Origin of the sequence: Polaromonas sp. YR568 (assembly GCF_943369675.1) — a bacterium.
GTDB lineage: Bacteria > Pseudomonadota > Gammaproteobacteria > Burkholderiales > Burkholderiaceae_C > Polaromonas.
Window position 1 is genome coordinate 1 of the sequence record NZ_CALROB020000047.1, and the last position, 21,315, is coordinate 21,315.

General features: G+C 67.0%; 21 protein-coding genes. 8 read left to right on the top strand and 13 right to left on the bottom strand.

Features of this window, described 5'->3' with window-relative positions; all coding sequences use genetic code 11:
* A partial coding sequence (locus ACLV8F_RS20530) for a M23 family metallopeptidase (RefSeq protein ID WP_411886056.1) occupies positions 1–1,172 on the top strand: 1,172 nt, incomplete at its 5' end.
* A 50-nt stretch (positions 1,173–1,222) separates the two neighbouring features.
* A complete protein-coding gene (locus tag ACLV8F_RS20535) occupies positions 1,223–2,551 on the top strand; it encodes an HdeD family acid-resistance protein (RefSeq protein WP_411886057.1) in 1,329 nt (442 codons plus the stop codon).
* Positions 2,552–2,575: 24 nt separating this feature from the next.
* Here the strand turns inward: ACLV8F_RS20535 and ACLV8F_RS20540 are convergent, their stop codons facing one another.
* The 13 genes from ACLV8F_RS20540 to ACLV8F_RS20600 all read right to left on the bottom strand — a co-directional run bounded on the left by ACLV8F_RS20540 (position 2,576) and on the right by ACLV8F_RS20600 (position 14,873).
* Positions 2,576–3,373, bottom strand: coding sequence for a DNA-binding transcriptional regulator (locus tag ACLV8F_RS20540; protein WP_411886058.1), 798 nt, complete (start codon positions 3,371–3,373; stop codon positions 2,576–2,578).
* Positions 3,374–3,453: 80 nt separating this feature from the next.
* A complete protein-coding gene (locus ACLV8F_RS20545) occupies positions 3,454–4,578 on the bottom strand; it encodes an ABC transporter substrate-binding protein (RefSeq protein ID WP_411886059.1) in 1,125 nt (374 codons plus the stop codon).
* Positions 4,579–4,664: 86 nt separating this feature from the next.
* Positions 4,665–5,429 (bottom strand): HpcH/HpaI aldolase family protein, encoded by a 765-nt coding sequence (locus tag ACLV8F_RS20550; protein ID WP_411886060.1) that lies wholly within the window; start codon positions 5,427–5,429, stop codon positions 4,665–4,667.
* Positions 5,426–6,286 carry a hypothetical protein gene (locus ACLV8F_RS20555; RefSeq protein ID WP_411886061.1) on the bottom strand — a complete coding sequence of 287 codons (861 nt, stop codon included), beginning with the start codon at positions 6,284–6,286 and terminating at the stop codon, positions 5,426–5,428. Before ACLV8F_RS20555 ends, ACLV8F_RS20550 begins: the two co-directional genes overlap by 4 nt.
* A gap of 49 nt (positions 6,287–6,335) precedes the next feature.
* Positions 6,336–6,779 (bottom strand): nuclear transport factor 2 family protein, encoded by a 444-nt coding sequence (locus tag ACLV8F_RS20560; protein WP_411886062.1) that lies wholly within the window; start codon positions 6,777–6,779, stop codon positions 6,336–6,338.
* A gap of 21 nt (positions 6,780–6,800) precedes the next feature.
* On the bottom strand, positions 6,801–7,700 hold the full coding sequence (locus ACLV8F_RS20565; RefSeq protein ID WP_411886063.1) for an amidohydrolase family protein: 900 nt from the start codon (positions 7,698–7,700) through the stop codon (positions 6,801–6,803).
* Between the two features lie 146 nt (positions 7,701–7,846).
* Complete coding sequence (locus ACLV8F_RS20570) at positions 7,847–8,803, bottom strand: Bug family tripartite tricarboxylate transporter substrate binding protein (RefSeq protein WP_411886064.1); 957 nt, start codon at positions 8,801–8,803, stop codon at positions 7,847–7,849.
* A 94-nt stretch (positions 8,804–8,897) separates the two neighbouring features.
* Positions 8,898–9,932 (bottom strand): ABC transporter substrate-binding protein, encoded by a 1,035-nt coding sequence (locus tag ACLV8F_RS20575; protein WP_411886065.1) that lies wholly within the window; start codon positions 9,930–9,932, stop codon positions 8,898–8,900.
* 188 nt (positions 9,933–10,120) lie between these two features.
* On the bottom strand, positions 10,121–11,227 hold the full coding sequence (locus ACLV8F_RS20580; RefSeq protein ID WP_411886066.1) for a porin: 1,107 nt from the start codon (positions 11,225–11,227) through the stop codon (positions 10,121–10,123).
* A gap of 480 nt (positions 11,228–11,707) precedes the next feature.
* Entirely contained in the window at positions 11,708–12,334 is a 627-nt protein-coding gene (locus ACLV8F_RS20585; RefSeq protein WP_411886067.1) for a flavin reductase family protein, read from the bottom strand.
* A 230-nt stretch (positions 12,335–12,564) separates the two neighbouring features.
* Positions 12,565–13,008 carry a nuclear transport factor 2 family protein gene (locus tag ACLV8F_RS20590; RefSeq protein ID WP_411886068.1) on the bottom strand — a complete coding sequence of 148 codons (444 nt, stop codon included), beginning with the start codon at positions 13,006–13,008 and terminating at the stop codon, positions 12,565–12,567.
* A 1-nt stretch (position 13,009) separates the two neighbouring features.
* Entirely contained in the window at positions 13,010–13,855 is an 846-nt protein-coding gene (locus ACLV8F_RS20595; RefSeq protein WP_411886069.1) for an amidohydrolase family protein, read from the bottom strand.
* A 16-nt stretch (positions 13,856–13,871) separates the two neighbouring features.
* Positions 13,872–14,873 (bottom strand): Bug family tripartite tricarboxylate transporter substrate binding protein, encoded by a 1,002-nt coding sequence (locus ACLV8F_RS20600; protein WP_411886070.1) that lies wholly within the window; start codon positions 14,871–14,873, stop codon positions 13,872–13,874.
* A 206-nt stretch (positions 14,874–15,079) separates the two neighbouring features.
* Between ACLV8F_RS20600 and ACLV8F_RS20605 the strand changes: the two genes are divergently transcribed.
* From ACLV8F_RS20605 to ACLV8F_RS20630, 6 genes are all read left to right on the top strand, one after another.
* Positions 15,080–16,075: a DNA-binding transcriptional regulator gene (locus tag ACLV8F_RS20605; protein WP_411886071.1), complete on the top strand. Its 996-nt coding sequence runs from the start codon at positions 15,080–15,082 to the stop codon at positions 16,073–16,075.
* 92 nt (positions 16,076–16,167) lie between these two features.
* Positions 16,168–16,638, top strand: coding sequence for a MaoC family dehydratase (locus ACLV8F_RS20610; RefSeq protein ID WP_411886072.1), 471 nt, complete (start codon positions 16,168–16,170; stop codon positions 16,636–16,638).
* Positions 16,635–17,096, top strand: coding sequence for a MaoC family dehydratase (locus tag ACLV8F_RS20615; RefSeq protein ID WP_411886073.1), 462 nt, complete (start codon positions 16,635–16,637; stop codon positions 17,094–17,096). The genes ACLV8F_RS20610 and ACLV8F_RS20615 overlap by 4 nt, the downstream gene beginning before the upstream one ends.
* A gap of 51 nt (positions 17,097–17,147) precedes the next feature.
* A complete protein-coding gene (locus ACLV8F_RS20620; protein WP_411886074.1) occupies positions 17,148–18,752 on the top strand; it encodes a class I adenylate-forming enzyme family protein in 1,605 nt (534 codons plus the stop codon).
* Positions 18,749–19,522: an SDR family NAD(P)-dependent oxidoreductase gene (locus ACLV8F_RS20625; protein WP_411886075.1), complete on the top strand. Its 774-nt coding sequence runs from the start codon at positions 18,749–18,751 to the stop codon at positions 19,520–19,522. Before ACLV8F_RS20620 ends, ACLV8F_RS20625 begins: the two co-directional genes overlap by 4 nt.
* Before the next feature lie 334 nt (positions 19,523–19,856).
* Entirely contained in the window at positions 19,857–21,203 is a 1,347-nt protein-coding gene (locus ACLV8F_RS20630) for a hypothetical protein (RefSeq protein ID WP_411886076.1), read from the top strand.
* Positions 21,204–21,315: the final 112 nt, after the last annotated feature.

Below are 21,315 nucleotides of genomic sequence, written 5' to 3' on the forward strand. Positions count from 1 at the left end.
CCGGCGCCCAAGCCCTTGCGGCCGGGCCCAAGGCCGGCCTCGACAAACTGGAATTCGCCGGCGCGCATGACCAGCACACCCCCGTCCTGCTCAGCGCCGCCTCCCGCCCCGTGCCGTTTCGCGGCGCCGACGGGCGCGTGCACATCGACTATGAACTGCAGGTGACCAATGCGCGCGCCGTGCCCGCCAGGCTGGTGTCGCTCGAAGTGCTGGACGGCGGCTCCGGCAAGGTGCTGGCCACCGTCTCCGGCGATGAGGTCGCCCGCACTTTCTCCCTGCTGGGCGGTGCCGCCACCGACAGCGTGGACGCATCGCAAACCGGCTTTTTCTGGATCGACGTGGTGCTCGAGCCCGGCCAGCCGCTGCCCAAAACCCTGTCGCACCGCGTGGTGACCGCCGGCGCCGAAGTCAGGCTCACGGCCGCCGTCAAATCCGCGAACGAAGGCATTGTGCAGACCACCCAAACCGGCGGCAACGTGGCGCTCAGCACGCGGCCCGCGCTGCTGATAGGCCCGCCGCTGGAAGGCCCGGGCTGGGTGGCTTTCAACGGCTGCTGCAAGGAAGCCCCGCACCGGCGCGCTGGCATTCCCGTGAACGGCAATTTTTACGTGGGCCAGCGCTTCGCGATCGACTGGATCAAGCTGGACGCCAACTCGCAGCAAAGCAACGGCGACAGCAACAAGAACGAAAACTGGCCGACCTACGGGCAAAAAGCCATCGCCGTGGCGGACGCCAAGGTGGTCTCCGTGCTCGACGGCCTGCCCGAGCGCGTGCCCAATGCCCTGCCGCCCGACACCACCATGCAGAACGCCACCGGCAACCACGTGATCCTGGACCTGGGGCGCGGTTACTACGCGTTTTATGCGCACCTGCAGCCCGGCTCGCTCAAGGTGCGCGCCGGCGACCGCGTCAGGCGCGGCCAGGTGCTGGCGCTGCTCGGCAACTCGGGCAACACCACCGCGCCGCACCTGCATTTCCATGTGTCCGATGGCATGGCTCCGCTGTCGTCCCAGGGCCTGCCTTACGTCATCGATTCATTCGTCGTCAAAGGCGTCGCTGTCGACGCGACCGAGCAGGGCAAGGTGATCGTCAAGCCCTTGCCCCAGCAAGGCCCGCAGCGCGCCGCTTTGCCGCTGGATGCCTACGTCGTCGATTTCCCCTCCTTGAAGTGAGGCCGGGCCGCGCCGGGACCGGCGGCGCGTGCCGATGAAGCAGAAGAAATATGTTCAGACTCGCGTTGATTCTTTTTGGTGGCGATGCGCTGGTCAAGCGCTGGAAAATTTTCATGGCGGCCGGCGTGCTGACCGTGCTTTTCGGCGCCATGCTCCTCGTCGACCTGGTCGATGGTGTGGCCGACGTCGCCACCTGGGTGCTGGGGGCGGTGCTGCTGGCCCAGGGCATTGCCGAGATGGTGGTGGGCGCCACCCACACGCAGGTGCGGCGCCGCTTCGAAATTTTGCGCGGCGCGGCCATGGTGGTGTTCGCCGCCCTGGTGCTGGATTTCCCCTGGGACAACTCGATCGCCACCGCCATCCTGTTCGCGGGTGCCTTCATCTTCAACGGCTTGGTCCGCATCGCCTCCAGCTGGCTGATCCGCTACCCGAGCTGGCGCAAGTCCAACCTGATCGGCTGGGGCTACCTGCTCATGGCGCTGCTGCTGCTGAGCAACTGGCCCGTTCCCTCCAGCATGAACGTGTCCCTGTGCACCGGCCTGGCCATGATCGCGGGCGGCTACATCCTGATGCGCGGTGCCTGGCGGCTCAGGCGACTGCCGCGCGGCTCACGGCTGGCGGCCGTCGAGCTCTACAGCGGCACCCGCGTGCTGCAGCCCGATGTTGCGCCGCCCAGCGCCGAGGTGCTGGCCGCCAACGCCGCCGCCGGGCACATGGTGGTGCACGTCTGGACGGCGGTCGACGCGGTCGACGGCGACCAGGACCGCATACGCCTTCCGCTGATCGAGCGCTACATCGCCTCCATGACGAAGAAGGGCCGCGTCTCCACCGGCCACGTGGCGCTGGAATGTGAAGACGGCCTCTACATCAGCCACCATCCGCGCGTGCGCCTGGCCATCACCCAGGCGAACCTGGCCCGCCACCTGCGCGCCACCTCGGGCAACGACCACCCCGGCATGTGGCTGCCCGCCTACGCCGGGGAAGCCGAGGCGACCCGGCCTTCCACGCACAAGATCCTGTTCCGCGTCTACAACCGCGCCTACCTGCAGGCCTTCTGGGACGCCTACCGCCAGGACGACACCTACAACCTCACCAACCGCAATTGCTCCGTCGTGGTGACGCAGGCCGTGGACGCGGCCATGGAAGGCGTGTTCGCCGACAAGCCGTTCTGGCGCACCCTGCTGCGGCTTTCGCTGCACCCTGACGTGTGGATGGCCGGCGGTGCCCGCGTGCGCGCCGAAGCCATGGCCTGGACGCCGGGGCTGGCGCTGGATTACGTGAGCGCGATCCGGCGCATCACGCACCCGCGCCATGACCTCAAGGTGCACCTTTCACGCTGGTGGAAAACGCGCAAGGCGCGCAAAGCGCGCGCGCCCTGAAGCCGGGGCCGCGCGGATATCTGCTCAGCCGCCGCCTTCCGGCTGCCCTTGTCCCACCGGCTCGGCCAGCGCCGCTTTCGCCGCGGCGGCGACCTCCTGCAGCGGAGCCAGGTAGCGCTTCACCGCCTCCTCGTCGCTCATGGTCGAGCTGAACCAGGTGACGCCCACGCTGGCCACCACGCGGTGCGCGTCGAAGACCGGCAGCGCCAGCGTGTTGGACACCGGGCGCACCTTGGGGTCGCGCAAGGCGTAGCCCTGGCGGCGTATGAGTTCCAGCGTCGCGTCCAGCGAGGCGCGGTTTTGCGCCACGGCGTTTTCCGGGTTGTCGGCCGCGTCGAGCAGGGAGATCAGCGCCTCGCGCTCTTCGTCTTCGCAAAATGCCAGGTAGGCCCGGCCCAGCGCGCGTGTCAGCAGACTCAGCCGCATGTCGATGCTCGAATGCAGCAGGGCCAGCGGCGAATTCGGAATGGTGCTGTAGCGGATCACCGCCGCGCCTTCGTCGGGCACCGCCAGCGCGGCCGGCCACTTGATGGCCTGCGTCAGCGCGTCCAGCAGCGGCGCCACCACCTCGACGATGCGCGGCTCGCTGTGGTAACCGCTGGCCAGCATTCGGACTTTCGAGGTCAGCAAATAGCCGCCGGCCTTGGGCGCGCGCCGCACATAGCCCAGGCCCTCCAGCGTTTGCAGCAGCCGCACCAGCGAAGGCTTGGGGACGTTTGTCTCAGCGTGCAATTGGGCGATGCTGCTGACCGGGTGGCGGTTCAGGCATTCGAGCAGCTGCACCGCGCGCACCACGGCTTCGACGGGGGGAAAAGAGGCCATGCCCGCATTCTCGTGCATGGGCGGGCGGCGCCGCCAGAGGGTAATCCGCCTTCAGCCCAGAGCCGCGCTTGCCGGCGGATTTACTGCCGGATCTTTCCGGTGCCGCTGATGATGCTCAACTCCACGAACTTCGAACCCGCGCGGCTGCCCGGTTTGTAGCCCACCACATAACCGCCCATGTCGTAGCGGTCCATCGCATCCAGGGCGCGCACCATGCCTTCGCGGCTGGGCTTGGCGCCCTGGCGGCGCACCGCTTCGACGATGACCTTGCCGGCGATGTAGCCCTCCATCATGGCGTAGCTCATGGGCACTTCAAGGGTCTTCTTCGCGGCCGCGGCTTCCTGGAATTCCTTGCTCAGGCGGTTGGCGATCTTGTAGGGGTTGGGTGTGACCTGGGCGATGGAGACACCCTGCATCTGCTCTTCGGCCAGGCGTTTGGTCAGCTGCTCGATGTCCACACCGGAGTGGGCAAACAGCTGCGCGCCGGCGCGGCCGTAGTTTTCAATAAAACCCGCGGCGGCGGCGCCCGTGGACACCATGAAGATGGCCTGCGGCGCGGCTTCCGTCATCGTGGCGACGGCTTTGCCGACCTGCGAGGTGCGGGCCGGGTAGCCGGCTTTTGCGACCAGCGTCAGGCCGGCCTTTTTGGCGGCGGCCTCGGCGGCCGCCAGCAGCGCGGCGGCGCCCGGGCCCTCTTCGTAAAAAAGGCCTATGCGCTTGATGCCCACCGTGGCCACGTGTTCGACGAAGCGGTCCAGCTCATCCTGCAGCCCGGCGCGCACGTTGTAGAGGTAAGGTGTTTCGGGGCGTATCTGCGTGACGCGGTAGCCGATGAGCGCGATCTGGGTTTTCTCCAGCACGCCCGAGGCGGCCAGGTCTTCGATGTTGCTGTTGCCGAAGTAGCCCGCCAGCACCATGGGGTTGTCTTCGGCCAGCATCTTGCGGGTGAGCGCGACGGTTTCCGCCGGCAGGCCGCCGTCGTCCTTGCGGACCAGGGCGAAGGTGTGGCCGTTGACGCCGCCCCCCTTGTTGACGGCGTCGAAATACAGTTGCATGCCGGTGCCGTAGGCGCGGCCCTGGTTGGCTTCCAGGCCAGACATGGCGCAGACCTCGCCGACCACGACCTGCACCGCATGGGCCAGGGGCGCTGCGAGAGAGGCGAACGCCAGGACGGCGGCGGGAAAAATGGCGTGAACGTTTTTCAAGCGGGTCTCCTCAGGTTGTTATTGATCTATCCGCAGTCGCATGCCGATGCGCGTCCTGCCGGTGTGGCTCCCAGCCGCATGCTAACTCAGGGAACGGCGTTCTGTCTGGTTCCGAAGGCCTCGATGGCGCCTTGGCGCAACAGTCCCTGGTCGGTGCCCACGACAAACCATTCGGCGCCGCGCGCGGCATAGCGCTCGCGCTCGGCCATGTTCCCGACCGCGATGGCGACCATCTTGCCCGCCGCTTTGGTGGCCGCGATGATGTGGTCCACCGCGCGCTCCACCGCCGGCTCGGCCGTGTTGTCGAACCCCATGGACAGCGCCAGGTCGGCCCGGCCTATGAACAGCGCATCCACCCCGTCGACCGCGGCAATGGCCTCGGCTTCCTCCACCGCCCGCGCGCTTTCGATCTGGCACAGCAGCATGGCGCCGTCGCCCTGGGCCAGCGCCTGCTTCATGCTCAGGCTGCCATAGCCCGCCGCGCGCGGCGAACTCGAAAAGCCGCGCAGCCCGCCGCGAAAACGCACTTTGGCCACCAGCGCGCGCGCCTGCTCCGCCGTGTCCACGTGCGGCACCACCAGGCCCGCGGCGCCCAGGTCCAGCGCCGACAGCAGCGTGGCGGCCTCGCTGTCGGGAACCCGCACCGCGACCGGCAAGCCGCATGCGCGCCCCGCCAGCACCATGAGGTCGATGTCACGGCGGTCAAAGGGCGCGTGTTCGGCGTCGACCACCACAAAATCCAGCTTTGACATTGCCAGGATCTCTATCACCTGCACCGATGCCGTCTTCACGAAGGTGCCCACATGGCTGCTGCCGGGCGCCGGGCGCGCCAGGCGCAAGGCGGCCGTCATGCCGCGGCTTTCTCAGGCGCCGCATAGTCGCCGGAATTGGCCACCCAGCCCTTGGCAATGAAGTCCGCGCGCGGCGGCGAGAACACGTCGATCAGCAGGTGCCGGCCCGGGCCCACGCCTTCGCTGGTGTGGATGGTGTGCACCGGCACCACCATCAGTGAAGGCGAGCCCAGCCGCGCGTGCGTGTCGTCCTGCCAGGCGTCCGCGTCCTGGCCCCATTCCACCCGCAGGTGGTGCACGAAGTCGCCGGCCAGCGCCAGCGAGCCCTGCTCGAAGGAGGTGTGCGAATGCGGGCTCAGCGCATGGCGGTCGCGCGGGCCTTCGTACTCCACCCAGTTGATGGACAGCGTGGCGGTCTGCAGCATCTTCAGGCGCGGCTTGTCCTTGGGCGCCGCGATCGAGTCGATGGAAAAAATGCGCGGCTGCACACCGGCGTGCAGCGCGCGCCAGGGTGGCCCCACCGGCGCGATGCGCGGGTCGCGCTGCGCATAGGCCGGCTCGTTGAGCGCGCCGGCCGCAACGCCCTCGCGCAGCGACGACAGCACCACGCAGGTCGCGCCGGGCCGCAGGTCGAGTTGCCAGGCGCCCGGCGGCAGGATGCAGATGGAACGCGGCGGCGCTTCGGCATCGCTTCCCGCACCCGAAATGCCCACGGGCGCATCGAGCACGATGAGCATGGCCTCGTCGGCCGATTCAAACGCGGGGCGGGTGCCGGTGGTCCCGGCGTGGTGCCAGGCGACGGCGAAATTCTGCGCGCGGCCTGTCCAGTGCCGCGCGCCGTTGGGCTTGGCATCGGGAGGCAGGGCCAGGTCCAGCAGGCTGGGCGGGCGGGCCGCGGTGGGGGAGAGGGTTTCCATGGGAATTGCTTTCAGGGGTTTCACGGGGCCGGTGGTGCAGCAGCGGCCTTCAGCCCGTGGTCGGCGTGCTGCTCTTGAACACGGCCTGGATGGTGCGGGACACATAACGCCAGCGGCCGTCGGCGCCGCGCCGGCAGACGTCGTGCACGTCGGCGATCATGATGGCCGGCTCCGAAGGCAGCACCGGCTCGCCGTCGGCCGCGTGCAGCAGCAATATCCAGTCGCCCGTGGCGTTGTCCGCGTCCTGCACCACCACGCGCTGGTTGGTGATGACGTGGCGCGCGGTGCGGGCTTTCGGGCGCGCCTGCCGGCCCTGGTAGTACGCGAGGATGGCGACGCGGCCGCTGCGCTGCTGCAGGCTGGTGGTGAACACGCCGTCCTCGACGAAGAACTCATGCGCCCTCGTGCCTTTTTGCCGGTCCACCTCGTACCAGTACTCGGCGTTCAGTGCCGCGACCTCGGTGGCTATGTTCAGTTTTTCCTGGGGTGTCATATGCGAATGGAAGAGGTGTGATTAAAAGGATGTGGAAGAGGCGGCGGCCACCGGCGCAAAACCAAACAGCCGCGCCGGGTTGTCGCCCAGAACCTTCTGGCGGTCCGCGTCCGATGGAAGCCAGCGTTTGAGCGCCGCCAGCAGCGTCGCGTGGTCGATACGTTCTTTCGCATGCAGGTAAGGCCAGTCGGAGCCCCAGACGCAGCGCTCCAGCGTGAAGGCATCCATCAGCGCCGCCACGTAAGGGTCGGTATCCTCATAAGGAAAGCCTTCGGAAAAACGGAACACGCCGGACAGCTTCACCACCGCCTGGCCGCCGCGCCCCAGTTCCAGCAAGGCCTTGAAGCCCGGCTGGTCCAGCCCGGCCTTCAGGTCGGGGCGGCCGCAGTGGTCGACCACGATGGGCAGGCCGGCGCGCTCCAATACCGGAAGCGCATCGAGGAGGGTGTTGCCTTCGTAGTGCACCTGCGCGAACCAGCCGTGTTCCCGCGCCAGTTGCAGCGTGCGTTCCGCACCCGGCGCGGTCAGCGCGGGGCTCGCCGGAAAGTTGAGGTTGAAGCGCAGCCCGATCACACCGGCTTGCGCCATGCGGGTGAATTCTGCTTCCGGCGTGCCGTGCGCCACCACGGCCACACCCTTGAACTTGCCGGGGAAACGCGCCAGCGTGCGCATCAGCGCGCCGTTGTCCGTGCCGTAGCCGCCCAGCGGGTTGATGAGCAGGCCGTGCGTGAAGCCGTGCGCGTCCAGCACGCAGGCAAACTGGTCCGCCGTGCCGACCTCGCAGGCCAGCGCATCGAAGCCGCGCGTGCCGTGGAAGGGGTGGTGCTTCAGGTCGTACACATGCGCATGGCAGTCGACACGCAGGTGCTTTGCCCGTGTCAGGAGGTCGCCGGGCACATGATGGATGGGGGGAAACTGCATGGAGGGTTCGGGGCGGACGTGGACCGGACGATAGACGCGGGGGGTGGTGGCGGCAAGGCGCTTGTGAAGGGATTTCGCTGTGCGAAAAGATTTAAAAAACCGTGAAGCCGGGCCCCTGCGGACCCGGCTGTGCGCGCGCGATGCGCCTAGCTTTTGACGGTCGCCACCAAAGGCCCGAAGCGGGCGCTCTCTTCCGCGAGCACACGCGCCAGCACATCGGCGGGCAGCACGTCCACCCGCGTGCGGGTCGCTTCCAGGGCCTGGCGAAAGCCCGGGTCTGTCGCCGCGTCGCCCAGCACCAGCGCGAGTTTGGCTGCCACACTTGCGGGCGTTCCCTTGGGCGCATAAAAGGCAAAGTGGGTGGACACGTCCAGGTCTATGCCGGCCTCGGCCAGGCTGGGCACGTCGGGCGCCAGCGGGAAACGCTCCTTGCTCACCACCACGACGGCGTTCACCGTTCCCGCCTCCACCTGCGGCATCACCGTGCTGGGCGCGCCTATCAGCGCGTCGACGTGGCCGCCCAGCAGCGACTGCATGGCCGTGGCGACACCCGAGAAAGGAATGTGCGTCACGCTGCTGCCGAGCGCGCGCGCCAGCGCCTCCATGCCCAGGTGCGGCGCGGAGCCGAAGCCCGGCGATCCGTAGCTCAGCGCGCCGGGGCGGCTCTTGATGAAATCGACCAGGCTGCGCAGGTCGCGTATCGGCGAGCCCTTTTTTGTCGCGATGAGGTAAGGAATGGTTACCAGGTTCAGCAGCGGCACGAAGTCCGCCGGCACCGGCGTGCCCGCCTGCAGCCGCGGCGCGATGGTCAGCGCGCCCGAGCCGCAGAACAGCAGCGTGTAGCCGTCGGGCGCCGCGCGTTTGACCTTGGCCGAGCCCACGGTGCCGCCGGCGCCGACGACCGATTCGATCACCAGCTTCACGCCGTGTTTCTTTTCCAGCGCCGGCTGCAGCGGGCGTATGTAGCTGTCGGCGCCGCCGGCCGCATAGGGCACGATGACCTGGATGGGCCGCGCGGGAAACACGTCGGCGGCCAGCGCTTCGCGCCAGGCGAACGGCAGGGCCGCACCCGCGGCCGCGAGGGTAAAACTTCGTCTCCTCATGGGATGCTCCTGTTCAATCTATTCGGGAGGGTGCGGGGCCGGCCGGTTGGTAAATCAATTGGCCGCCAGCCCACGCCGGGTGTTTGCGCGCGGATCAGCTGCGAAGTGCTTCGTCGAGAACCGAGGTGTCGATCAGGGTCGCCAGCTGGCTGCGCCCGCGCGGCGCGCGGCCGGTCTCGCGCGCCACCCACACTTCTTCTTCCACCAGCACGTCGAGCAGGTTGCCCAGCAGCGTGCCGGGGTAGGTGTGGTGCGGCCACGAGCGTTCGACCGTCAGCGCATCGAGGCGCGCCGCGCGCGCCACCAGCGGCCAGGCTTCGCGCGGGTCGCGACGCAGCCGCTCCGACGCCACGATGAGCGACTTGACGAAAGCCACGATTTTTGGGCGCAACGCGCGGTCGGCCAGGTTGGCCTGCGTGCTGTAAAGGCTGAACTGCTCGCGGTAACTCGCCGCGTCGAAGAACTCGACGGCATCCTTGCCCAGCGCATCCTTGCAGCGCTGCATCTCGGGTTCCCAGATCGTCACGGCATCGATCTCGCCCGCGAGCAGCGCCTGCCGCATCGCCGCCAGCGGCTTGCTGGTGCCGGAGACGAAGGGAACGATGGTCACGTCCTTCTCGCCGACGCCGGCTGTGGCCAGCATGCGCATCAGGTAATAGGCCGACGAGGTGCGGGGCATGGTGCCTATGCGCTTGCCGCGCAGGTCGGCCAGCGTGTGGATACCCGCCGACCTGCGCCCCACGATGCGGTACACGCCCTCGGCCACGGTGAAGATGATGCGCAGGTCGGGGTTGGCCAGCGAATAACGCAGGCCCTGCGTCTCGGAATTGGTGGCCACGTGCGAGCGGCCCTCGGCCTTCAGGTTGGGCAGGTCGCCGTCCTTGCCGTACAGGCTCAGGATGCCGCCCTGCACGATCACCAGCTTGTTGCCGGCATCGCGGCGCTCGGCCGCCAGCAGCACCGGGGCGAACTCCAGCGTGTCCAGGTTGCCGTAGACGCGCAGCGCGGCCGGGTCGACGGACTGCGACGGGGATGCGCAGCCGCTGAGCATCGCGCCCAGGCCCAGCGCCGCGCCGCCGGCCATGACCTGGCGGCGTGAGGGCAGGGCGCATTGAATCTTGTCTTGCATGGAATGTCTCCTCTTGGGGGTGGCAGCGTTGAAGGGCCGACGCGCTGACCGGCCTCCACGTGTCCTTGTTCAGGGTTATGCAGTCATGTTACGCAGCGGCAGGCGGCGCGCCATCGGGGTCATCACACATTCCGCTGGGCGAAATCCCCGGAATACACGATTGCCGAAGCGCGCGCCTGCGACGGCGCTCAAAAGAAATGCGTGATGCCGAAATCGATCGCGCGCGAAGCGCCGCCCGGCGCCACGCCGGTGTAGGCGCCGTTGCCGTCGGACGCGCCGTAGCTGGAGCCGCGCTTGTTCTTCAGGCGCGTGAGGCCGGTGTAGAGCTGCGTGCGCTTGGACAGCGGGTAGATGTAGACCACGCTCAGCACGTCGGCGTCGAAGTTGGCGGCCGTGCGGTCGTCGTAGCGCTTGTAGGTGGCGCTCAGGCTGTTGGTGCCGAACTTGACGGTGCCGCCCACCACGTAGCTGTTGTAGTTGCGGCTGAAGATGGCGGTGGCGCTGGACGGTGCGGCCGCGGTGCGCGTGCCTTCCCAGCCGCCGAACTGCGCCAGCGCCGCGAGCGAGAAGGTGCCGAAGTCGTACTTGGCGCCCACGGTGGTCGCGCTGTCGGCTTCGGTGTTGGTGGTGTTCTTCACCCTGGCGTAGGTCGCGCCGGCAATCAGCGTCGGGCTGCGGTACATCACGCTGGCACCCGTGGTGTCGCCGCCGCGCGCGGGCAGCGGTGCGGCTTGCTCGCCGGGCGCCACCATCGCGCGCAGCGAAAGCCCGCCGAAGCTCGGCGACTGGTAGGTCAGCGAGTTGTCCGTGCGGCCCGACGCGGTGCCCGGCGAGCCTGACCAGAGCGTCGCCAGCGCCGAGCCCAGGCCCAGCTGCATCGGGTCCACCGTGGTCAACAGGTAAAACGCCGGCGCGTAATCGCGGCCCGCTTCCAGCGCGCCGTAGGCACCGCTCAGCCCGACGTGGGCCTTGCGCCCGAACATACGGCCACCCTGGGCCAGCGTGCCGGTATCGAGCGCGAAGCCGCTTTCGAGCTGGAAGTAGGCCTGCATGCCGCCGCCCAGGTCTTCCGTGCCGCGCAGGCCGAAGCGTGAGCCGTAGAAGCAGCCGCCTCCGTTGACCTGGACGCTCGAGCCGGCGGCCGCCTTGTACGACACGATGCAGGCGTCGGCCACGCCGTAGATGGTGACGCTGCTGGCGGGCGTGGTGTTGCTCTGCGCGTTCGCCTGCGTGGCGGCGAGCAGTGCCGCGCCTGCAAGCAGGCACAGGCCGTGAATCCGGTGGTGGGTGGTCATGTCTTGTCTCCTCTTTCTTGGAATAAAGGACCCGCCCCGCGCATGTCGTGCATGCGGCGGTGACGGAGAAAATTTCGGGGCGCTCCTCAATGCGCTCTTGCGAACGCGAGGCGAGTCTAGGAGCGCGGTGCATCGCGGGTCAATGAATGGTTTGGGGCTTTTCGCACGCCGGAATTTGGGTGTCGTGGTCGTGCGCACGACGAGGCGTGAGGAGGTCGCTTGCGACTGCGACAGACCGTTGTCGAAGCCGGTCTTGCGCACCCGTTGAGGTATCGACGTGTTGGGTTTACTCCAGCGGCGCGCCCTCTGCGTAGGCTTGCTGGCCGGGGTCGCCTTTTCTTTTGGCGAAGCAAAAGAAAAGTGAGTAGCTGCCGGGCTACCCCCGGCCAGCAAGCCTATGCAAAGAGCGCAAAGGCCGGAGCAAGAACCGGCTTCGACAGGCTCAGCCCGAACGGTGAAGCGGGACCGGCTTCAACAGACTCATCCCGCGCGTTTAAACGGCGACCGCATTTCAACAACCTCCCCCACAGTGGCGTACTGGTAGCCGCCAAGCCGCGTAGTAGGCTGCGCCTTGACAGTATCAAACCGCCCCTCCGCATCGAGGTAGCCATCCTGGATGTGCAGCCCCAGCACGCGGCCGAAGACGATGGTGCTGGGTGTCTCGCCCGGGAACTCGGGTTCGATGCGGATCATGCGTATCACCTTGCATTCGAGGTTGGCCGGTGACGCGGCCACGCGCGGCGGCCGCACCATCACGCTGGCCGCTTTTTCGATGGCGGCATGCTCGAATTCATCATTGCCGTGCGGCAGCGCCATCGAGGTCAGGTTCATCGCCTCGCGCAGCTCCCACGACACCAGGTTGACGACAAACTCGCCCGTGGCCTTCACGTTGGCGATGGTGTCTTTTTCCTCGCGGTCCTCGGGCGTGTTGCAGGCGAACATGACGACCGGCGGCGCCGTTGAGACCAGGTTGAACTGCGAGAACGGCGCCAGGTTGACGCTGCCGTCGCGCGCGATGGAGCTGATCCAGCCTATGGGGCGCGGCGCCACGATGGCGTTGAAGATGGAACGCTTGAATCCGGGTTCGGTGAGTGGGTCGATGAACATGGTGCCTGCCTTGAGTCGTTTTATCGTTGTGTGCTTGCGCCGGCGTGGGGCGCCTTTGCCGGGCAGTCTAGGACGACTGCCGCGTGCCGGCTGGGCTATCTGGGGGCTTTTCGCTGGCCGGAATTTGGCGTGCAAAAGTGGCAAGCGCAAGCCTGAAGCCCATGCAGCGGCCAGGCGCGTACGCACCGCGTAGCGGCCGCGCGCGCTAACAGGAAGGGCAGGGAAATCGCTTAACCGGTGGTCGGCGTGTCGTCGCGAAACTGCGGCCGCACGCGGCGCGATTCATAGCGCCATGAGCCGTCGGCCTGCTTCAGCACCACCTCTTCCACCAGCGCCAGCATGATCGCCGGCTTGGAGGGCAGCACGGGCACGCCGTCCGTCGCGAAGAGGCTCAGGATGTACTGGCAGCGCACGCGGGTATCGCTGTCCTGCTCGATGCGGAAGTTGTTGACCACGTGCAGCGAGATGCGCGCGCCGCGTTCACGGCGGCGCGCGTAGAAGGCCTCGATCGCGGCGCGCCCGCGGTATTCGCGCACGCTGGATTCGAACACCGCGTCATCGGTGTAATAACCGGCGGCGCGGCCGCCGCCGTTGATGTCGACTTCATGCCAGAAGTCGATGGTCAAGGATTCGAGTTCGTAGCGCAGGGCAAGCAGGGCAGGTGTGTTGTTCATGTCAGGCGAAATAAAATTTGAGAGGTGTGTCGCACGAAATGCGGCGGCGCGTGGCGGCGTCGGGGACCAGTTCGTTGAGGTTTGCAAGGGCCTTGTCGTAGCTGAAGCTGGATTCGAAGGCGGCAAAGGGCCAGTCGCTGCCCCACATCAGCCGCTCCGGGCCCGCGTTTTCCAGCAAGGCCTTGCCGGCTTCCCGGACCAGGGATTCGGAAAGCAACCTGAACGGCGACGACAGCTTGACCCAGGTGCGCCCACCCTCGATGGAACGCAGCAGGCGCTGGAAGCCTTCACCCCGGATGCCGTCGTGCGCTTCATCCGGCCGCCCGAAATGGTCGACCACCACCTTGACACCGGCCGCTTCCAGCGCGGGCAGGTAGGCCGGCAGGCGAAAGCCGTCGTCATGCAGCTGCACATGCCAGCCCAGGTCGGCGATGTTGCGGATCAGCCGGCGGTAGCCGCCGGAGGTAAGGTCAGGCGCGGGCATGTTGCGCCACTGGAAGCGCACACCGACCACGCCGCGAGCCGCCATCTCCTTCATTTCCTGCAGCGGGCAATCCGGCGAGAGGATCACCGTGGTGCGCAGGCGGCGGTGCTGGCGGCAAGCTTCCAGCGTCTGGTCGTTGTTGGTGCCGGAGATGCTGGCGGCCGCCAGCACGCCGAAAGTGATGCCGTGCTTGTCCAGGATGTCGATGTATTGGCCGGCGTCCGCATCGGCGGCGGGTTTGTGCCAGGCGCCGGCCGCCAGCGGCATGGACGTGGTGAACACATGCGCATGCGTGTCGATGACGGGGCCTTGCTGCGATGCTGCTGCGACTGCTGTTGAAGTGTCGTTGTCTGTGGGTGTCATTGAACTTATCGGGCAATCATTGGACGATGGAGCCGGCGATGGGGTCGATGATAGGCTTCCACTTGACGAGCTCGGCCTGCATGAGCTTCATCAGCGCGTCGGGCTTGCCGCCTATGCCGCGCATCGAGAAGGTCTGCAGCTGCGCGCGGCCTTCGGTGCTGGCGAGGAATTCGTTGGTCACCGCATTGACCTTGGTGACCACGTCGGCCGGCAGGTTCTTGGGTCCGACGATGCCGTACCAGCCGGTGGCGCTCACGTTGATGCCCGACTCCAGGAAGGTCGGCACGTCCGGCAGCGTCGGGATGCGCTGCGGCGACAGCACCGCCAGCGCGCGGACCTTGCCCGCCGCGATCTGCTGCAGGTAGGTGGGCACCAGGTCGAAGCTCAGGCCCACGACGCCGGCAAGCAGGTCATTGAGCGCGCCCGACGATCCCTTGTACGGCACGTGGACCATGGAGGTGCCGGTGGCGCGCTGCATCAGCAAGGCCGACAGGTGGCCCATGGAGCCGTTGCCACCGGTGGAGTAAGCCACCTGGCCGGGATTGGCCTTCAGGTTGGCCAGCAGCTGGCGCATGTCCTTGACCGGCAGCGTGGGGCTGGAGGCCAGCAGCAGCGGCACGTCCGCGAGCAGCGAGACCGGCGTGAAGTCGGTGATGGGGTTGAAGGGCGTGGATTTGTACAGCAGCTTGTTGATCGACAGCGGGCCGGTAGTCGACAGCATCAGCGTGTAGCCGTCGGAGGGGGCCGTGGCCACCACCGAGGCGCCCAGGTTGCCGTTGGCGCCGCCGCGGTTCTCCACCACAAAGGGCTGGCCCAGCGCGTCCTGCAGTTTGCGGGCCAGCAGGCGCGCCAGCGCATCGGTGGAGCCGCCGGCCGCGAAGGGCACGACCAGCTTCACCGGCTGCGAGGGCCAGGCCGTGGCGGCGCCGGCCCTGAAGGGTGCGATACCGCTTGCGGCCAATGCGCCCGCGGCAATTTTTTGCAAGGCGCCGCGCCGGCCGGAATGGTGTGAGTTCATGCGTTGTCTCCAGTTTTTTAGTAGTGCCGGCATGGTACGCAGGGCGATGCGCTGTCGCCACCCATGAAATCACAAGTTTCGCTGCACGGAATGCGGACCGCCCGTTCGCGGTCGCCGTTCAAATTTCGCTAGCCGAAATAGCGCGGGGAAAACCGCGGCCGCGCGCGGACCGCTTCCTATACTCGCCCAAAACAGGAGACAAGGCCATGAGTTTGTTGTCAGTATCGGCGCTGGCGGAGAAGCCGTTCTTCGTGAACCTGGGCGCAAGCCTGGAGCGCGACGAGGAGTTCTCGCAGGCCTGCGCCGAAGAAAGGCGCGACGGCAGCCCGGCCCCCGCCGTCCGCTCCGTGGTGCGCGCCGTCGAACTGCTCAAGGCATTGAACCGCCGTCCCGTGTCCACCGTCGAGTTTTTGCATGCACAGACCCGCCTGCCCAAACCCTCCATCGTGCGCATGATGCAAACCCTGGAAGGCTGCGGCCTCGTCAAGCACGCGCCGCAGCACGGCGCCTATTACCTCACGTCCGGTGTGCTGTCGCTGAGCCACGGCTACCACAGCGAACCCATGGTGGTGGAGGCGGCCGCGCCGCTGCTCGATGCCTTGACGCTCAAGGTCAAGTGGCCGGTCGCGATCGCCATGCTGGAAGACCTCTCCATGGTGGTGCGCTACAGCACCATCCCGCTGTCGCCGCTGGCGCTGCGGCACTCCACGCTGAATGTGTGCCTGAGCCTGGTCAGCCGCGCCATAGGCCGGGCCTACCTGGCGTTTTGCTCACCTGAGCAGCAAGAGGCCCTGCTGCATGCGCTGGCCGCCTCCGAAGGCCCGGAAGACGAACGCGCCAGGGACCAGGCCGCGATGCAGCGCGTGCTGGGCGAGGTGCGCAGCCAGGGTTTTGCCATGCGCGACCCCAGCGTCTGGCCCGCGTCCAACACGCTCGCGGTTCCTGTGTTCGACAACCACGGCGTCGCCTGCTCGGTGGGCCTGACCTATTTTTCGTCGGCAATGAAACCGGCGCAGGCCGTGGAGCGCCACCTGCCCGAACTGCAGGCGGTGGCGCGCGAGATCGGCGAGCGGCTCAAGGCCCTGCAGTCGGACAAATCGCGCGCGCGGCCGGGCCTCGAAACCAAACCGCGCCGCCGGCCGCGACCCGCCGGCTCCACCGCGCAAATTCCGCAGGGTGGAGCGTTCAAAAATCCCGCTTGATGCGCGCCATACCCGCGGCGCAAGATTCGCGCGGCGCGGACTCGGTCCGCATCTGCAAGCCTTTCAAAATTTCAACACCCAAGCGCCCGCACGTGACAACTACCCGCTACTTTGAAGACTTCCAGCTCGGCGACAGCTGGACCAGCCCGCCCACGCCGGTGTCGGCCGACGAGATCATGGCCTTCGGCCGCGACTACGACCCGCAACCCATGCACACCGACGCCGCGCGCGCGGCTGACAGCCCCTTTGGCGCGCTGGTCGCCAGCGGCTGGCACATTGCCGCGATCTCGGTGCGGGTTTTTGTGCAGGCCGGCGGCTACGGAAAGACGCCGCTGGTCGGCCTGGGCATTGACGAACTGCGCTGGCAGCGCGCGGTGAAAGCCGGCGACACGCTCACGTTCACACGCGAGGTCGCCGAGCTGCGGCGCTCCGCGTCCAACCCCAGCCACGGAATAGTCCGCACACGCGTCACCGCGCGCAACCAGCTGGGCGAAAGCGTCATGACGCTGATCACCACGGGGCGCGTGCCGGTCCGGCCCGTAGTGCTGGAGGGCGCGCCATGACCACCTTGGTGCAAACTCCCGCCGACTTCGCGGCCCACATCGGCCAGAAGCTCGGCACCAGCGACTGGGTGGTGCTGGACCAGCACAAGATAGACGCCTTCGCCGTGCTCACCGGCGACGACCACTGGATCCACGTCGATGTCGATCGCGCCGGCCGTGAACTGCCGGACGGCAAGACCCTGGTGCACGGCTTCCTGACCCTGTCGCTGATCCCTTACCTGCAGCGCAGCGTGTTCAGCGTGGCCAAACGCGGCAAGGGGCTCAACTACGGCTGCAACCGCGTGCGCTTCACCAGCCCGCTGCAGGTGGGCTCGCGCGTGCGCCTGCACCAGGTGGTCAAGGCCTGCGAGCGGCTGGCCGACGGCGCGCGCACCACCTTCGAATGCACCATCGAAGTCGAAGGGCAGGACAAACCGGCGCTCGTGGCCGAGACCATCCTGCAGATGTTCGACCAATAAAGACCCATCCCCAGGCATCAATCCGCACGCTTCACCATGACGACCACAGCAATGACCGCAACGACAGCGCCCGCCGCAAGCAATGCCGCACCGGATGAATCCGGCTTCATCCCCTTTCTTTGCATGATCGCCGCGCACGCGGCCAGCCACCCCCAGGGCATGGCCTTCCGCGTCGACAACCGAAGCCTGGACTGGCGCACGCTGCACGAGCGTGTCGCCCAGGTGGCGCGCGCGCTCGCGGCCGGCGGCGTGGGGCGCGGCGACAAGGTGGCCGTGCTCGGCTTCCCTTCGCTGGCCTATGTCGAGTGCCTGTTCGGCATCGTCGCGGCGCGCGCCTGCGTTGTGCCGCTGCCGGTGTCGGCCAGCCCTGAAACCCTGCAGGCCATGCTGGCCGACTGCGATGCGAAGCTGCTCTTCCTGGACCCGGCCTGCGGCGAAGCGATGGCGCAGATGGCCGCGCGCAGCCTGGTGCGTGTGGTTCGCTTCGGTGAAGACGGCTCGGACGGGAATGAGTATCCGGCCTGGCGCGCGCAGGGCGCCACCGGCGCGCCGCTGCTGGTCGCGCAGCCGGACGACGCCTTCAACATCATCTACAGCTCGGGCACCACCGGCATGCCCAAGGGCATCGTCCACCTGCACGGCATGCGCCAGCGGCAGGCGCAGCGCAACGGTTTTGGTTTCAGCCTGCACAGCCGCACGCTGCTGTCCACGCCCATGTATTCGAACACCACCATCACGCCCATGATCGGCTCCCTGGCCAACGGCGGTGAATGCATCCTGATGCGCAAGTTCGACGCCGGCCGCTTCCTGGCCATCGCCGCCGCACAGCGCGCCACCCACACCATGCTGGTGCCGGTGCAGTACAAGCGCCTGCTGGCGCACCCTGATTTCAATAGCAGCGATTTGTCAGCCTTTGAACTGAGCCAGTCCACGGGCGCGCCCATGGACGCGGCCCTGAAGCGCGAGATCCTGGCGCGCTGGCCCGGCAGGTTTCTGGAGGTCTACGGCATGACCGAAGGTGGCGTGTCCTGCTTCCTCGACGCGCGCGCGCATCCCGGCAAGCTCGGCACCGTCGGCACGCCGGTCCACGGCACCGAGGTCTTCCTGATCGACGAAGCCGGGCGCAAGCTGCCGCCCGGAACGGACGGCGAAGGGCGCGAGCGCATCGGCGAAGTCGTGGGCCGCTCGCCCTTCATGATGGCCGGTTACCACAACCGGCCCGACGCGAGCGCCGAAATTCGCTGGTACGACGAGCAGGGCCGCATGCACCACCGCACCGGCGACATAGGCCGCTTCGACGAAGACGGTTTCCTCACGCTGCTGGACCGCAGCAAGGACGTGATCATCTCCGGCGGCAACAACATCTACGCGGCCGACATCGAGGCCGTGCTCTCGCGCCACGCCGACGTGCAGGACTGCGCCGTCATCGGCGTGCCCAGCGCGGAGTGGGGTGAATCGCCGCTGGCACTGGTCGTCGGCAAACCAGGCGCGCGCATCGATGCCGCCGCGCTGCGCGACTGGGTCAACGCCCAGGTCGGCAAGACGCAGCGCCTGCTGGCGGTCGAGCTGCGCGACGAACTGCCGCGCTCCCACCTCGGCAAGCTGTCGAAGAAAGAATTGCGCACGCCTTACTGGCAGAAGGCGGGCGCCCTGTGAGCGGCGAGGCCGAAAGGCGGGTTTGTGTAGTCACCGGTTCCTCGTCGGGCATAGGCGCGGCGGCGGCGCTGTGGTTTGCGCAGCGCGGCCATAACGTCGTGATCAACTATTCGCGCGACCCTGAACCCGCCAACGCGGTCGCCGAACGCTGCCGCGCGGCCGGCGCCGATGTGCTGGTGCTGCGCGCCGACATTGCCGACAACGCGCAATGCCTCGCGCTGGCCGAAGAAGTCAGGCAACGCTGGGGCGGCGCCGACACCCTGGTCAACAACGCCGGCGCCGCCAGCAAGGCCGCCGACATCAAGGACCTCGACGCCCTGTCGGGCGAAGACTTCCAGTCCACCTACGCCGTCAACGTCATCGGCACCTTCCAGATGAGCCGCGCCATGGCGCCGCTCATGAAAGGGCGCGCCAACGCCGCCATCGTCAACATCTCGTCCATGGCGGCCCTCATGGGCACCGGCTCGTCCATCGCCTACGCCGCCTCCAAAGGCGCGCTCAACACGCTGACCCTGTCGCTGGCGCGCTCCCTGGCCCCCGCGATCCGCGTCAACGCCATCCTGCCCGGCATGGTCGACAGCGACTGGCTGCGCAAGCGCCTGGGCGTAGAACAGTTCCAGGCCAGGCGCGAACGCTACGAAGCCCGCGCGCTGCTCAAAGACGTCATCACGCCCGACGACGTGGCCCGCACAGCCTGGTGGCTGGCCGCCGATGCGGTCAAGGTGACCGGGCAGCTGATCCAGCTGGATGCGGGGTTTATGTTGGGGTGAATGGGCGGCACGCGAGATCGATGCCATGTCTTCAGCTCGCCGGGTATTGCACAGTTTCTGTCGAATAGTTCGTCCGCATCGGCCGCTCATTTCACTGAAAATTGCTATTTCAGCGGTTGTTGAAATCAGCGATTGGGTGAAAGTCGGTTCAGTGCCTGGACACTGAACCCCGCGCTCAACGCGCCGCCTTCAACGCCTGCCGGTATGCATCGCCTCGGCCACTTGCGCTGTCAACCCGGTGGGCGCTGCGCCCCGACCATCCCGCAAATCGAGAGGGATAGGAACTAAACATGCGGTTGAAAGCGCTGCTACGGCGGGAAAATATACTGTCCTGATGAACTGGCTATCGAAATTGCTGAAATCAATGGGGCACGAGCCCGCAGTTGTGCGGTGGGACAGCCTGCTTGCTGATGCTTCTTCGCGCAATGGCTATGTTCGCGAGCGTGCGGTGACCGCCATCGCAAGAACCGGGCGTGACGATGGTCTTGCGGTGCTTCTGACCAGGGCAAATGACTGGGTATCCGAAGTTCGCCAAGCCGCGCAGGCGGGAGTTGGCCTGTACTTGACCAACACTCATTTAGGCGCGTGGGGCCGGTCTCTGGAACAGGTGTCGGCGCTGCAACGTGCGGGAAGAGCCGATCACTCGGGCCTTCTGCGGCAAATCCGGGCCTACCTGTCGACAAGCTCGAACTTGCAGGCCCTGCGCCTGCATAACCCATCTCCCACGGTGGAGGTGGCCCGGCTCCTGTTCTCGCTCGAACTGGACATTCCCGGGTCCGACGCCGATCGCTTTGGCCAACTGAATGAGGCGGTACGAGGAACCGACATCCTGACCGCTTCCTTGGCGATCTCATCTATTTTGCGGCTCCCGCAGGAACTACAGATCGAACTTGCCGGCGCGGCCTGTGGGTCTCCATTTGCCCCGATCCGTGCGCGCGGATTATGCGCCGCGGTGGGATTGGGCGGGCCGGCGCTCCGGCAACTGATCTTCAGGATGTGCAGCGATAAAAGTCCCGGCGTGCGTGGCGTCGCACTCAAGGAAATTGGGCCGGAGCAGGCATTGCTCGAAATGCAGATGCGCGAGATTTACCGGAGCGCTCCAAGCACAGCTTCGAGAGCGGTTGCCCTGGACGTGCTTTGCGCACTGGGCGTTGCGGACGCAGGCACTCTGTGCCTGAACGCCGTATCCGACGTTTCCAGTCTTGTTCGCGGCGTTGCCGCCGCTCACAGATTTAAAGTTGCCGTCCCGGTGGAGCGTGACCAGCTGGTTGTGGAGATACTGCGGGATCCTTCAGCGCGCGTGCGTCGCATTGCCTTGCTGTGGGTGCAAAAGGGCTGCCAGGCGCCTGACGTCGAAACGCTCTTGCAATTGGCGCAGGGCCGGCCGGCGGTGTTTGCATCGCTTGCCCGCGTGGCGACACACTTGTCCCCGTGGGCGCGGCTCGAATTCCTTCTTGCATTGGCCACGATCAACCAAAAAGATCCTATCCTCACGAAAGCGCTTCATGGGGAAGTCGAGATCTGGTGCGCCGACATGCCAAGGTGTTTTGTGACACCGTCGGATCAGCAATCCGGTGTGATTCGTCGATACTGGGCAGGACTTCGCGACGAATTTATTGTCGACCTCCAAAAACAAATGGGGTTCCAGCTCCGCCAATATGGAGTGCTCGCCCGGCACTGACTCTCATATGGTTATGAGCACCTTGGCGAGCTCAACGCGATATCTGCCATTTTTCTCGAGGGGTCCGATGGCCAGACGTCATTGCCCCGCCTTCAACCTCCGCCGGTACTGC

Coding starts and splice junctions, on each gene's coding strand:
- ACLV8F_RS20570 (WP_411886064.1), bottom strand. CDS start 8,803: ATGAGGAGACGAAGTTTTACCCTCGCGGCCGCGGGTGCGGCCCTGCCG.
- ACLV8F_RS20565 (WP_411886063.1), bottom strand. CDS start 7,700: ATGCAGTTTCCCCCCATCCATCATGTGCCCGGCGACCTCCTGACACGG.
- ACLV8F_RS20555 (WP_411886061.1), bottom strand. CDS start 6,286: ATGGAAACCCTCTCCCCCACCGCGGCCCGCCCGCCCAGCCTGCTGGAC.
- ACLV8F_RS20580 (WP_411886066.1), bottom strand. CDS start 11,227: ATGACCACCCACCACCGGATTCACGGCCTGTGCCTGCTTGCAGGCGCG.
- ACLV8F_RS20630 (WP_411886076.1), top strand. CDS start 19,857: ATGAACTGGCTATCGAAATTGCTGAAATCAATGGGGCACGAGCCCGCA.
- ACLV8F_RS20595 (WP_411886069.1), bottom strand. CDS start 13,855: ATGACACCCACAGACAACGACACTTCAACAGCAGTCGCAGCAGCATCG.
- ACLV8F_RS20585 (WP_411886067.1), bottom strand. CDS start 12,334: ATGTTCATCGACCCACTCACCGAACCCGGATTCAAGCGTTCCATCTTC.
- ACLV8F_RS20535 (WP_411886057.1), top strand. CDS start 1,223: ATGTTCAGACTCGCGTTGATTCTTTTTGGTGGCGATGCGCTGGTCAAG.
- ACLV8F_RS20590 (WP_411886068.1), bottom strand. CDS start 13,008: ATGAACAACACACCTGCCCTGCTTGCCCTGCGCTACGAACTCGAATCC.
- ACLV8F_RS20620 (WP_411886074.1), top strand. CDS start 17,148: ATGACCGCAACGACAGCGCCCGCCGCAAGCAATGCCGCACCGGATGAA.
- ACLV8F_RS20550 (WP_411886060.1), bottom strand. CDS start 5,429: ATGACGGCCGCCTTGCGCCTGGCGCGCCCGGCGCCCGGCAGCAGCCAT.
- ACLV8F_RS20615 (WP_411886073.1), top strand. CDS start 16,635: ATGACCACCTTGGTGCAAACTCCCGCCGACTTCGCGGCCCACATCGGC.
- ACLV8F_RS20560 (WP_411886062.1), bottom strand. CDS start 6,779: ATGACACCCCAGGAAAAACTGAACATAGCCACCGAGGTCGCGGCACTG.
- ACLV8F_RS20540 (WP_411886058.1), bottom strand. CDS start 3,373: ATGGCCTCTTTTCCCCCCGTCGAAGCCGTGGTGCGCGCGGTGCAGCTG.
- ACLV8F_RS20600 (WP_411886070.1), bottom strand. CDS start 14,873: ATGAACTCACACCATTCCGGCCGGCGCGGCGCCTTGCAAAAAATTGCC.
- ACLV8F_RS20605 (WP_411886071.1), top strand. CDS start 15,080: ATGAGTTTGTTGTCAGTATCGGCGCTGGCGGAGAAGCCGTTCTTCGTG.
- ACLV8F_RS20575 (WP_411886065.1), bottom strand. CDS start 9,932: ATGCAAGACAAGATTCAATGCGCCCTGCCCTCACGCCGCCAGGTCATG.